At 76.5% G+C, this 12,375-nt stretch carries 8 protein-coding genes; 5 read left to right on the top strand and 3 right to left on the bottom strand.

The features are described 5' to 3' along the window. Window positions 1-25: 25 nt before the first annotated feature. Window positions 26-1,372: a uracil-xanthine permease family protein gene (locus AAHH18_RS00690; protein ID WP_343300190.1), complete on the top strand. Its 1,347-nt coding sequence runs from the start codon at window positions 26-28 to the stop codon at window positions 1,370-1,372. A gap of 57 nt (window positions 1,373-1,429) precedes the next feature. On the opposite strand, the gene AAHH18_RS00685 is transcribed toward AAHH18_RS00690, so the two are convergent. After that, window positions 1,430-2,095, bottom strand: coding sequence for a LytR C-terminal domain-containing protein (locus AAHH18_RS00685; RefSeq protein WP_283318977.1), 666 nt, complete (start codon window positions 2,093-2,095; stop codon window positions 1,430-1,432). Next, window positions 2,085-2,393 carry a type II toxin-antitoxin system VapB family antitoxin gene (locus tag AAHH18_RS00680; protein WP_222170677.1) on the bottom strand — a complete coding sequence of 103 codons (309 nt, stop codon included), beginning with the start codon at window positions 2,391-2,393 and terminating at the stop codon, window positions 2,085-2,087. Before AAHH18_RS00680 ends, AAHH18_RS00685 begins: the two co-directional genes overlap by 11 nt. Window positions 2,394-2,546: 153 nt before the next feature. Between AAHH18_RS00680 and AAHH18_RS00675 the strand changes: the two genes are divergently transcribed. Both AAHH18_RS00675 and pheA read left to right on the top strand, forming a co-directional pair. After that, window positions 2,547-5,387, top strand: coding sequence for a putative bifunctional diguanylate cyclase/phosphodiesterase (locus AAHH18_RS00675; RefSeq protein WP_343300189.1), 2,841 nt, complete (start codon window positions 2,547-2,549; stop codon window positions 5,385-5,387). Window positions 5,388-7,960: 2,573 nt separating this feature from the next. After that, window positions 7,961-8,911 carry a prephenate dehydratase gene (gene pheA / locus AAHH18_RS00670; protein WP_343300188.1) on the top strand — a complete coding sequence of 317 codons (951 nt, stop codon included), beginning with the start codon at window positions 7,961-7,963 and terminating at the stop codon, window positions 8,909-8,911. A gap of 11 nt (window positions 8,912-8,922) precedes the next feature. Here the strand turns inward: pheA and AAHH18_RS00665 are convergent, their stop codons facing one another. Next, the gene (locus tag AAHH18_RS00665) at window positions 8,923-10,053 is read right to left on the bottom strand and encodes a diacylglycerol/lipid kinase family protein (RefSeq protein ID WP_343300187.1); all 1,131 of its coding nucleotides are present in this window, start codon (window positions 10,051-10,053) and stop codon (window positions 8,923-8,925) included. 92 nt (window positions 10,054-10,145) lie between these two features. Between AAHH18_RS00665 and serS the strand changes: the two genes are divergently transcribed. Next, window positions 10,146-11,459, top strand: a complete 1,314-nt coding sequence (serS, locus tag AAHH18_RS00660) for a serine--tRNA ligase (protein WP_283318981.1) — start codon at window positions 10,146-10,148, stop codon at window positions 11,457-11,459. Continuing rightward, window positions 11,456-12,268, top strand: a complete 813-nt coding sequence (locus tag AAHH18_RS00655; protein WP_283318982.1) for an HAD family hydrolase — start codon at window positions 11,456-11,458, stop codon at window positions 12,266-12,268. Before serS ends, AAHH18_RS00655 begins: the two co-directional genes overlap by 4 nt. Window positions 12,269-12,375: the final 107 nt, after the last annotated feature.

Raw genomic sequence — 12,375 nt, 5'->3', positions numbered from 1 at the left:
CCGGGCAGCGAGGAGGCGGGACCGCGTGAGCGCGTTCGGGTGGCGGGTGCACGGCGACGGCAGGAGCGTCGCCCCGGGGGCGGTCGTCGCCCCGGAGGAGCGGTTGAGCTGGCCCCGGACCATCGGGATCGGCATGCAGCACGTCGTCGCGATGTTCGGCGCGACGTTCCTGGTGCCGCTGCTGACCGGCTTCTCGCCGGCGACGACGCTGCTGTTCTCGGCGATCGGCACCGTGACGTTCCTGCTGGTCACGGGCAACCGGCTGCCGTCCTACCTCGGGTCGAGCTTCGCGTTCATCGGCCCGATCGTCGCGGCGACCGCCTCGGGCGGCCAGTCCGCCGCGGTCGGCGGCATCCTCGTGACCGGCGTGCTGCTCGCGGCGGTCGGCCTGGTGGTGCACCTCGCGGGGTCCCGGTGGATCGACGTCGTGATGCCCCCGGTGGTCACCGGCACCGTCGTCGCGCTGATCGGCTTCAACCTCGCCCCCACGGCGTGGGGGTCGTGCGACGCGGAGGGCGTGTGCAGCGGGTTCCGCGCCGCCCCCGTGACGGCGCTCGCGACCCTCGGCGCGATCGTCCTCGCGGCCGTGCTGTTCCGGGGCATCCTCGGCCGGCTGTCCATCCTCGTCGGTGTGGTCGTCGGGTACGTCGTCGCCTGGGTGCGCGGCGAGGTCGACTTCGCCGCCGTGGGTGACGCCGCCTGGTTCGGCCTGCCGGACTTCGTGACGCCGACGTTCGAGCCGCACCTGCTCGGCCTGTTCCTCCCGGTCGTCTTCGTGCTGATCGCCGAGAACGTGGGGCACGTGAAGTCGGTCGCCGCGATGACGGACCGCAACCTCGACCACCTGACCGGTCGCGCCCTGTTCGCCGACGGCCTGGCCACCACGTTCGCGGGCCTCGGCGGCGGCTCGGGGACCACGACCTACGCCGAGAACATCGGCGTCATGGCGGCCACCAAGGTGTACTCGACCGCCGCGTACTGGGTGGCCGCCGCCACCGCGCTGGTCCTCAGCCTGTCGCCCAAGTTCGGCGAGCTCATCAACACCATCCCGCCCGGGGTGCTCGGCGGTGCCACGACGGTCCTCTACGGCATGATCGGCGTGCTCGGCGCCCGGATCTGGGTGCAGAACAAGGTCGACTTCTCCGACCCGGTGAACCTCACGACCGCCGCCGTCGCGCTGGTCATCGGCATCGCGAACTTCACCTGGACGGCGGGCGACCTGCAGTTCGCCGGCATCGCGCTGGGCACGGCCGCGGCGATCGGCGTCCACCACGTCATGCGGGCCGTGGCCCGGTGGCGCGGGACGAGCCAGGAGCCGGCGTCGCCGGCCTCCGTCCCGGGCGGCACGGAGCTCGAGGGCCGGACGCGCTGACCACCGGCGCGCGGCGTGGGCCCGTGGGGGCTCCCGCCGTGCGCCGCGTCGGCGGGGTCAGCCCGCGGGCGGCGCGGTGGTCGCCGGGGCGGTCGGCGTCGGCTGCGGCCGCGCCGTGACCTGGTCCAGGGCGATGCAGCCCTCCGGCACGGCGAACGGCTGGTCCGGCGTCAGGACGACGTCCGCGGCGGCGACCAGGTTGTTGAACGCGGCGCCGACCACCACGTCGACCGTGGCGTCCTCGCGGGTGTCGAGCACCAGCTGCGGGGAGTCGAACTGCGCGGCCACGGTGTAGGCGGCGGCGACGCCCTGCGACCCGAACTGGATGAGCGCCGTGTCCGGGTACGTGGCGTAGCCGGCGCCGCGGGCGTTCGCCTCGGCGCCGATGACGAAGCCGCGGGACTCGAGCGCGTCGCCGGTGTCGCCGGCCAGCCCGACGCGGTTCGTGCTGTTGTACACGTTCACGGTGATCTGCCCGTAGGGCACCGGCGTGGCGCCCTCCGGCGGGCAGGGCGAGTCCGCGACGGCCAGGCCGGTCGGCTCCGGGGACGAGAAGTCCCGCGTCAGGAACGGCAGCTCGAGGTTGCCCGTGTAGACGGCCCCCGCGCCGGCGGCGGCGACGCCGAGGCCGGCCAGCAGCACGCCGAACACGACGGCCTGGCGCTCACGGGTGTGCCGGCGGCGTCGCTGCCGGGCGGCGTCGGGGGTGCGGTCAGTGCTCATCGGTCTCGATCACCAGGACGCGCGCGTGCAGCACGGGCCGCTGCTGCAGCGCGGCGCGCACCGCCCGGTGCAGGCCGTCCTCCAGGTAGAGCACGCCGCGCCACTGCACGACGTGGGCGAACAGGTCGCCGTAGAACGTGGAGTCCTCGGACAGCAGGTTGTCGAGGTTCAGGGTGCGCTTGGTCGTGACCAGCTCGTCGAGCCGCACCTGCCGCGGCGGCACGTCCGCCCACTGCTTGGGCGTCACGAGCCCGTGGTCGGGATAGGGCCTGCCCTCGCCCACCGACTTGAAGATCACGCTGGCGAGTGTAGGTGAGAGGCGCGCGCCGCCGTGGCGCGGCTCGCGGGGCGGGACGAACCGCCGCGCATCGGGTGAATCTGCGGCGCCGTGGTCGCGCGGGGGTGCGTGCCGGCCGATGGGAGGGGGACGCAGGACGCGAAGGAGGTGGGCATGCCGCTCGACGAGCGCCGACGTGCCCGCACCCGAGTGCGCGTGATCGTCGCGGTGGCCGTGCCGGTCGGGCTGGTGCTGTCCCTCGCGGTCTCGGCGTTCGACGGGCACCAGCGGCGCGACCACGCGGCGGACGAGGCCCGGGCCCGGCTGGCCGTCACCGCCGAGGCGCTGGTGGCGCGGTGGGACATGCAGCTGCGCCTCGCGCGGACGTCGGCGCTGATGCTCACGCCCGGCCCCGACGACGCGTGGACGGCGACCGCCGACGCCTGGGAGTCGCACCTGCGGGTGTTCGTCGGCCCGGCGGGCAGGACCGAGACGATCGGCGGGGTCGCCTGGATCCCGGCCCCCGCGGACCCGGCGGACCGCGCGGGGCTCGTCGACCTCGTCGGCGGTGGGACGGAGCTGCCGCCCGGAGCGGTGGCGGCCGCCCAGGTCGTGCGCCTCGGGCCGGCCTCGCTGGTCGACGAGCTCGTGGCCGGGCGCACCGCGGACCCCGTCGCCGTGCGCGCCCTCGAGGAGGCGCTCATCGCGTCCCGCGACCTCGGGGACGTGGTCGTGTCCGAGCCGTACACCGCCGACGTCGGCGCCGCCTACGACGGGGCGGACGCGGGTCTGGTCGCCCGGGCCGGGGCCGTCGGGGGCATGGAGACGGCTGCCGTCGCGCCAGTGTTCGACGGCCCGGACGCTCCCCGGTCGCGCGGGGAGCGGGTCCGTCGCCTGCTCGGGTGGACGGTGACGACCGTGCGGTTCGACCCCCTCCTCGCCCTCCTCGACGAGCCGGAGGACCCCACCGCGGTGCTGGACGGCGACCAGTTGCTGGGGGCGCTGCCCGCCGGTGCGGGCGCCGCCGCGGTCCGGGCCCCGGTGGTGCGCACGCGGGACGTGCCCGTCGCCGGCCGGACGTGGACGCTGGTCGCGGCGCAGTCCGACGTGCCCGGGCCGCTGACGTGGTTCCCGCTGCTCGCCGGGACGGTGCTCACCGCCCTCGTCGTGGGGCTGCTGACGTCGCGCGCCGCGGCGGAGAACCGCGCCGTCGAGCTCGCCGCCGAGCGGACGCGGGCGCTCGCGGACCGGACGCGCGACCTGGAGTCGATCACCCGCAACACCCCGGACGCGATCGCCCGCGTGGACGTCGAGGCCCGGCTGCGGTTCGCGAACGTGGCCATGCGCCGGGCCGCGCAGCTCACGGAGGACGACATCGGGCTGCGGGCGGCCGAGCTCGCGTCCCGCTCCCCGGTGATGGACGCCGTGCGCGCGCTCGCGAACCACATGCTCGCGATCGCCTCCGACCCGGGCGCCGACGTCGAGCACGACCCCCGCCGCCTCATCAGCATGTCCGCGGAGCACCAGGGCAGCTGGTACGAGATCCGCGCCGTCCCGGAGCGCGGGCCGGCGGGGACCGTCGACTCGGTGCTGGTCGTCGCGCGCGACGTCACCCGGTTCCGCGACGCCCAGGACCGACTCACGCACGCCGCCACCCACGACCCGCTCACCGGGCTGGCGAACCGGGACGTCGCCCGCGAGCGGGCCGTGGCGGCGCTCGCCACGTCGCGCGTCGGCACCGCGCTGCTGCTGCTGGACCTGGACCGGTTCAAGCTCGTCAACGACTCCTACGGGCACGTGGTGGGCGACGAGCTGCTGCGTCGCGCGGCCGCCCGGGTCGCCGCGGGCCTGCCGCACCGCGCCACGCCCGCCCGGGTCGGCGGCGACGAGTTCGTGGTGCTGCTGCCGGACGCCACCCCCGGGGTGGCGGACGCCGTGGCGTCGCGCATCGTCGCCGCGTTCGACGAGCCGTTCGCGCTGCACGACGAGGAGTTCGCCGTCGGGTGCAGCGTCGGCGTCGTCCACGCCCCGCCGGGGACCATGCCCTGGGACGAGCTGCTGCGGTGCGCGGACGTGGCGATGTACCGGGCGAAGGCCGCCGGCGGCGGCTGCCACGAGTGGTACGAGGAGCAGGCCGCCGACCGCGCGCGGCAGCGGCTCACCATGGCGGCCGACCTGCGCCGCGCGGTCGCGGAGGGCGAGATGGCCCTCGTGTACCAGGCGGAGGTCGACCTCGTGCACGGCCGGGTCGAGGGCGTCGAGGCGCTCATGCGGTGGACCAGCCGGTCCCGCGGGCCCGTGCCCCCGGCGGAGTTCATCCCGGTGGCGGAGGAGACCGGCCTGATCGGCGAGCTCGGCGCGTGGGCGCTGGACCGCGCGCTCGGCGAGGTCGTCGCGCACAACCGCGGCACCGGCGCGGACCTGCGGGTGTGGGTCAACGTCTCCCCGCGGCAGTTCGTCGGCCAGAAGGACCGCCCGGACCTGGTCACGCTCGTCGTCGACCTGCTCGCGGCGCACGACGCCCCCGCGGCTTGGCTCGGCATCGAGGTGACCGAGGGCGCGCTGGCCGACGACACGCGCGTGGTGCCGATGCTGCGCGCGCTGCGCGAGCTCGGCGTCGGGGTGGCCGTCGACGACTTCGGGACCGGGTACTCGTCCCTGTCCCGCCTGCACGACTACCCGGTCACCCTGCTGAAGATCGACCAGTCGTTCGTGCACGGCCTCGGCGGCTCCGGGCCGGTCGGGCCCCGCGCGGCGGGCGTGGTGGAGGCGGTGGTCGCGCTCGGCCGGTCGCTCGGCGCCGACGTCATCGCCGAGGGCGTCGAGGACCGCACCCAGCACGTCGCGCTGCGGGAGCTCGGCTGCGACCTCGTGCAGGGCTACCTGTTCGGGCGTCCCTGCACGTTCGCCGACGCGGTGCGGCCGCCGGCCGCCGTCGACGAGCCGGTCCCCGCGGCGGCGCTCGTCGCCGAGGGCGCCGCGGACGCCGTGGCCGGGGTGCCGGGCGGCCTCTGACCCGCGGCGTCGCCGCCCGCGCGCCCGGCGGCGGGCGGCTGCAGCGAGAGCATCCACGTCGCGCACGTCGCGGCCAGCAGCGGGACGGCCAGGCCGATGCCCGTGGCCGGCACCACCACGCCGGAGTCGTTCAGGGCGAAGCCGATGCCGAGCGTGACCGCCAGCGCCGTGAGGCCCTTGAGCAGCACCGGGGCGTCCGTGGCCAGCCGCCGCAGCGGGGCGCCCGCGGACAGCCAGGCGTACGGGCCCCCGTCGTCCGCGCGCACCGCCGACCGCGCGGGGCGGCCGACCAGCAGCACGACGAGCAGCAGGCCGCCGATCGCCAGCAGGGTCTGCTCGCTGCCGAACAGGATGCGCAGGTTGGTCTCGGCCTTGCGGGCCAGCACCGTGGTCAGCCCGCCGTCGAGCACGGTCTCGATGAACCGCCCGAGGTGGGTCCGGTCGTCCGGGGGCCGCATCCAGTCCACCACCGCGATGCCGACGACCGTCACGGCGCCCGCGCCGAGCACCGCCACCACCCGGCGCCAGCTGAGCCGCAGGCCCGCGGTGAGCAGCCCCAGGATCAGGAAGCCCGGGACCAGCGCCGGCGGCCCGCCGAAGTCGGCCCCGAGGGACGGCAGGCCGTTGACGACGGTCGCGACCAGGCCCGTGGCGGCGACCACGCCGACGGCCAGGCCCCGGCGGCCCGCGCGCAGCAGCGGGTCCGCGAGCGCCACCGCCGTCAGGATCATCGCCGTCGCGAACAGGGCGAACGCCGGGTTGCCGAAGCCGTAGAACCGCCCGGCGACGAGCGACCCCGGCCCCATCATCGAGTCCAGGGCGAGGCGCGCGCCGGTCGCGACGTCGAGGGCCAGCACCGCGGCCGTCACGCCGCTGACCACGCCGAGCGGGCCGAGCAGCCGCCCGCCCCACCACGGGGGCAGCAGCGCCAGGGCGGTCACGGCGGCGGCGAACAGCGCGACGGCACCGGCCAGCGCCCACCCGGGGGTCGCCGAGCGCCACCAGGGCAGCAGGTTCGCCAGGAACGTCGAGACCGGGACCGCCGCCACGACGACGGCGCCCACGCGCAGGCCGTGCAGCACGCGCGCGGGGTGGGCCGAGCCGGCGACCCAGCGCGGCCACAGCCGGTGGAGCAGCCGGGACCAGGCGGTGCGCACCCGGTGGTTCAGGCCGACCATCACGAGCAGGTACAGGGCGAGGTTCATCCCGACCCAGAACACGTAGAACCCGCCGACGAGCGGCTTGGCGGCCTGCGCGTGCCGGTTCTGGTCGATGAGGTACGCGACGCGCTCCCCGGCCGGCGCGTCGTCGGGCGTCTGCCGGATGGTCGAGCCGACGAGCGCGCCCGACGGCGCCCGGTCGCGGATCCCGAGCGCGTCGAGCAGCGTCGGCGTGATGTCGGTCGTCTGCAGGTACCCGGTCTGCCGCGTGGACGGCGCGCCGATCGTCCCGCCGTCGTAGCCCGGCCCGGTGGCGGCCGCGAGCTGCAGGTGCGCCCGCCGGCTGGAGTCCGCGACGGACGCCACGAGCACGGTCGCGTCCGGGTCCGCGCGCCGGGCCGCCGCCAGGACGGCGCCGACGCGGGCGTCGATCTCCTGCACCTGCTCGGCGCGGGTCGGCGCCGTGACGACGTCCGTCCCCGAGAGGTCCGGGACCTCCTGCTCGGCGTCCGGGTCGGCGGTGCCGTCGGACTCGACGCGGCCGCGGGTCTGGTAGCCCGGGTCGCGGACCGTCCCCACGTCCACGACGACCAGCCGGGCGTCGGCCAGCGCGACGGCGACGGCGGCCTCGAGCGCCTGCGCGTCCGCCGGCTTGCGCACGTGCGTCCCGACCGGCGTGCCGTCCGACCCGGCCAGGGCGATCGCCGCGCCGGGGCCGATGCCGACGGCCGGGATCCCGGCGTCCGCGAGCGTGTCCCCCAGCAGCCCGAGGCGCGAGGAGTACGAGGACGCGTCCGTCGCGGCGACGTAGTCCGCCCACCCCGGGACGGCGCCGTTCGCCAGCGGGTCACGCAGGGTCCGGCACGTGCCGTCGGGCACGCGGAGGTCGTCCGCGCGGCCGCCCGCGGACACGGCGAGCCACCCCGCGCTCGGGCACGTGTACGACCACACGGACCGCACGACGGTCGTGCCGAGCGACCCCTCCCGGGAGAGCTGCCACAGCGCGGGCGTCGTCAGCGAGCCGAGGTCGTCCCACCGCAGGCCGGTCGCGCCGACGAGGACGACGGGCCCGTCGACCTCGTCGGGGACGGCGGCGGCCGTCGCGGCGGTGCCGGCCGCCGCCGGGGTCGCGGACCACCCGAGGGTCAGCACCAGCAGCGCGGCGAGCAGCGCCGCCACCCGTGCGCCGCGCGTCCGCCGGGACGTCCGGGCGGCGGGCGGTGCGGGAACGGGTGTGGACGGCGGCACCGGCCCAGCGTACGGGCGCACTACGCTCGGCCGGGTCGCCCGGGCGTGCCCGGACGGCACGTGCACGCGCGCCCCACAGCGTGCTCACGCCGTCCTCACGCGCCCCGCGCGACCGCTCGTCCCGTCCGTCCCGCCGCACCGCCACCGCCCGACCCGGAGGTCCCCATGCCCGGTCGTCCCCGCTACGCCTACCTGGGCCCCGCGGGCACCTTCACCGAGGTGGCGCTGCGGCAGGTCGCGAGCCCGCAGGAGGCCGTCTACCTCCCGCAGCCCGACGTCGTCTCGGCCATCGAGGCGGTGCGCTCCGGGGACGCCGACCACGCGGTGGTCGCGATCGAGAGCACGGTCGAGGGCGGGGTCACGGCGACACTCGACGCGCTCGCGGTCGGGAGCCCGCTCGTGCTGCAGCGCGAGGTGCTCGTCCAGGTCGGCTTCTCGCTCGTCGCGCGGCCCGGCACCTCCCTGGCGGACGTGCGGCGCGTCGCGGCCCACCCGCACGCGTGGGTGCAGTGCCGCCGGTGGCTCGCGGCGCACCTGCCGGGGGTCGTCCACGTGCCCGCGACGTCGAACACGGCGCCGGCGGCGCTGCTCGCGCAGGCGGGCGACGGCGACGCGCTCGGCTTCGACGCCGCGCTCGTGCCGCCGGCCGCCCCCGCGCACTACGGGCTGCCCGTGCTCGCGGACGGCGTCGCGGACAACCCGCACGCCGCGACGCGGTTCGTGGTCGTCGGCGCGCCCGGTGCGGTGCCGGCGCCGACCGGCGCGGACAAGACGACCCTCGTCGTGCACCTGCCGTCCAACGAGGCCGGCGCGCTGCTGACGATGCTGGAGCAGTTCGCCGCGCGCGGCGTGAACCTGTCCCGCATCGAGTCCCGCCCGATCGGCGACTCGCTGGGGCGGTACTCGTTCTCCATCGACGCGGAGGGCCACATCGCCGAGGAGCGGATGGGTGAGGCGTTCATGGGCCTGCACCGGGTGTGCCCGCAGGTGCGGTACCTCGGCTCCTACCCGCGGGCGGACGGGCAGGCGGCGGACGTGCACCTCGGCACGGCGGACGCCGACTTCCGCGGGGCCCGGGAGTGGCTGCGGTCGGTGCGGGACGGCACGAGCGTCTGACCCCGGCGGGGTCAGGCCCGGGCGACCCGCACGACCAGCGCCCCGGCGTCGACCCGGGCGGACAGCTCCGTCACGTGGCCGAGCACGTCCCCGTCCACCTGCACGTACTCGCCGCCGGCCACCGTGAGGTGGACCTCGCGGGCGCGGGTGTGGTCGATGCGGCCGATCTTCGCCGGGAGCTGGCTGCGCACGCCGACGCCCTGGAGCACCACCTCGCCGAACAGCTGCGCCCAGCCGGCGACGCCGCCGCGGGTGTCGATGGCGGCGACGTCGAGCCAGCCGTCGTCGAGCTCGGCGTCCGGGAGCAGCGTGATGCCGCCGGGCAGGCGCCCGCAGTTGCCGATCAGCAGGGAGCGGACGCGGGCGTTGGTCGGCGGGGCGTCGTCGAGCCGGAGCACGGTGCGCAGCCGGCGGCCGTGCAGGTGCTTGATGCCGGCGACGAAGTACGCGATCCAGCCGACCTTCGCCTTCAGCTCGTCGTCCGCGTCGGCGACCATCGCCGCGTCGAAGCCGACCCCGGCGATGACCAGGAAGATGTGGTCGCGGGGGACGTCGGTGTCAGCCGGCAGGTCGTCGGCGGCCTCCGCGATGTCGTCGTCCACCTGGGACTCGTACCGGATGACGCGGAGCCAGCCGACGTCGATCGTCCGGTCCGTGCCCTCGAGCGCGATCTGCAGGGCCGCCAGCGGGTCGCCGATCGGGATGTCCAGGTTGCGGGCGAGCAGGTTGCCGGTGCCGACGGGCACCAGGCCCATCGGGACGCCGGTCCCGACGAGCGCCTCGGCGACCGCGCGCACGGTGCCGTCACCGCCCAGGGCGACCACGACGTCCGCGCCGCGGGCGACGGCGTCCCGCGTCTGGCCGATGCCCGGGTCCTCCGGGGTGGTCTCGAGCCAGAGCGGCTCCGGCAGGTACTGCTCCGCGCACACCCGGCGCACGGTCGCGCGCAGGTCGGGCACTCCGGGCTTGGACGGGTTGGCGACGAACGCGACCAGCGGCCGCCGGCTCCCCGGCCCGCCCGGCGCCGTGGCCGCGCGCCCCGCACCGCGCGCGGCGGCGCCCCGCCACGCGGCGACCGCGACCCCGGCGGCCACCACCGACAGCACGAGGGCGGTGACGGACAGCCAGGCTTCCCAGGTCATGCGAGGAATCTACGGCCCGGCGGCCGGTCCTGCCCACGGCGGGCGTCGACCGGTCCGGTCCCGCGTGCGCCGGCGGTCGGTAGGCTCGCCGTGTGATCGATCTGAAGCTGCTGCGCCAGGACCCGGACGTCGTGCGTGCGAGCCAGGTGACCCGCGGCGACGACCCCGGTCTGGTCGACCAGGTGCTCGACGCCGACGCCCGCCGCCGTGCCGCGCTCACCGACTTCGAGACGCTGCGGGCCGAGCAGAAGTCCCTCGGCAAGCAGGTCGCCTCCGCGCAGGGCGACGAGAAGCAGGCGCTGCTCGCCCGCGCGAAGACGCTCGCGGAGCAGGTCAAGGCCCTGCAGGCGGACGCGGAGGCGGCCGACGCGCTCGCCACGGAGCTCGCGCGGCGGATCGGCAACGTCGTCGAGGAGGGCGTGCCCGCCGGCGGCGAGGACGACTACGTGGTGCTGCGGCACGAGGGCACCCCGCGCGACTTCGCCGCGGAGTACGGGCCGGACTTCGCGGTCCGCGACCACCTGGAGCTGGGCGAGGGGCTCGCCGCGATCGACACCGAGCGCGGCGCGAAGGTCTCCGGCGCGAGGTTCTACTACCTCACGGGGATCGGCGCCCGCCTGGAGCTCGCGCTGCTGAACGCCGCCGTGGACCGGGCGCTGGCCGTGGGCTTCACCCCGGTCATCACGCCGACCCTGGTCAAGCCGGAGATCATGGCCGGGACCGGGTTCCTCGGGGCGCACGCGGACGAGATCTACCGCCTCGAGGCCGACGACCTGTACCTGGTGGGCACCAGCGAGGTGGCGCTCGCGGGCTACCACTCCGGCGAGATCCTCGACCTGTCGGCGGGGCCGCGCCGCTACGCCGGCTGGTCGGCGTGCTACCGCCGCGAGGCCGGCTCGTACGGCAAGGACACCCGCGGCATCATCCGCGTGCACCAGTTCCACAAGGTGGAGGCGTTCTCCTACACGACGGTCGAGGACGCGGCGGCCGAGCACCGGCGCATCCTCGGCTGGGAGGAGGAGATGCTCGCGCTCGCCGAGCTGCCGTACCGGGTCATCGACACCGCCGCGGGCGACCTCGGGTCGAGCGCCGCGCGCAAGTTCGACTGCGAGGCGTGGCTGCCGAGCCAGGAGCGCTACCTGGAGCTGACGAGCACGTCCAACTGCACGACGTTCCAGGCCCGCCGGCTGGGCGTGCGGGAGCGCACGGCGGACGGCGAGGTCCGCCCCGTCGCGACGCTCAACGGCACGCTCGCGACCACGCGGTGGATCGTCGCGATCCTCGAGAACCACCAGCAGGCGGACGGCTCGGTCCGGGTGCCGGAGGGGCTGCGCCCGTACCTCGGGGGCCTGGAGGTCCTGGAGCCGGTGCGGGCCGCCGCGGCGGCGGGGGGCGGATCGCGATGAGCCACCCGCGCACCGTGGCCGGGACCCTGGTCGCCCTCGACGTCGACGGCACGCTCATGACCTACGACGGCGTGGTCTCGGACGAGGTGCGCGCGTGCGTGGCGTCGCTGCGCGAGGCGGGCGCCCACGTGGTGCTCGCGACGGGCCGCGCGGTCCTGGCGACGGTGCCGGTGGCGCGCGACCTCGGCATCGACGACGGCTGGCTGGTGTGCTCGAACGGCGCGGTGCTGGCGCGGGTCGCCCCGGAGCGGCCGGAGGGCTACGAGGTCGTCGAGCTCACGACGTTCGACCCCGAGCCGGTGCTGCGGGTGCTGCAGATGGAGCTGCCCGACGCGTTCTTCGCGGTGGAGGACCTGGGCCGCGGGTTCCTGGTGTCCCGGCCGTTCCCGGACGGCGAGCTGACGGGGGAGCAGCGCGTGTCGACGTTCGAGGAGCTGTGCGCGAGCCCGGCGACGCGCGTGGTCATCCGCGACCCCGGCAGCACGCCCGAGGAGTTCCACGCGCTCGTGGAGCGGGTCGGCCTGCACCAGGTGTCCTACGCGGTCGGCTGGAGCGCGTGGCTGGACCTGACGCCGGGCGGGGTGTCCAAGGGCAGCACGCTGGAGGAGCTGCGGCGGCGGCTCGGCGTGGAGCCGTTCGCGACGGTCGCGGTGGGCGACGGCGGCAACGACGTCGAGATGCTTCGCTGGGCGGCGCGCGGGGTGGCCATGGGTCACGCGCCCGACGCGGTGCGGCAGGCGGCGGACGAGGTCACCGGCACGATCGCGGACGACGGCGTCGTCGCGGTGCTGCGCAGCATCGGCCGCTGACGGCGACGGCCGGTGCCCGCGGGAGGCGTGCGCGCCGTCCCGGAGGCCGCGAAAAGCGGTAGCGCTCCCACGGGCTCCCCCGGTGGACCCGGCCCAGCCGCGCGGAG

The sequence above is a fragment of the Cellulomonas olei genome, assembly GCF_039548315.1.
GTDB lineage: Bacteria > Actinomycetota > Actinomycetes > Actinomycetales > Cellulomonadaceae > Cellulomonas.
This window is presented reverse-complemented; position numbering and strand designations above follow the sequence as displayed.

Excerpts from the sequence above, each read along its gene's own strand:
- AAHH18_RS00685 (WP_283318977.1), bottom strand. The coding sequence starts at position 2,095 with ATGAGCACTGACCGCACCCCCGACGCCGCCCGGCAGCGACGCCGCCGG.
- AAHH18_RS00675 (WP_343300189.1), top strand. The coding sequence starts at position 2,547 with ATGCCGCTCGACGAGCGCCGACGTGCCCGCACCCGAGTGCGCGTGATC.
- pheA (WP_343300188.1), top strand. The coding sequence starts at position 7,961 with ATGCCCGGTCGTCCCCGCTACGCCTACCTGGGCCCCGCGGGCACCTTC.
- AAHH18_RS00665 (WP_343300187.1), bottom strand. The coding sequence starts at position 10,053 with ATGACCTGGGAAGCCTGGCTGTCCGTCACCGCCCTCGTGCTGTCGGTG.
- AAHH18_RS00655 (WP_283318982.1), top strand. The coding sequence starts at position 11,456 with ATGAGCCACCCGCGCACCGTGGCCGGGACCCTGGTCGCCCTCGACGTC.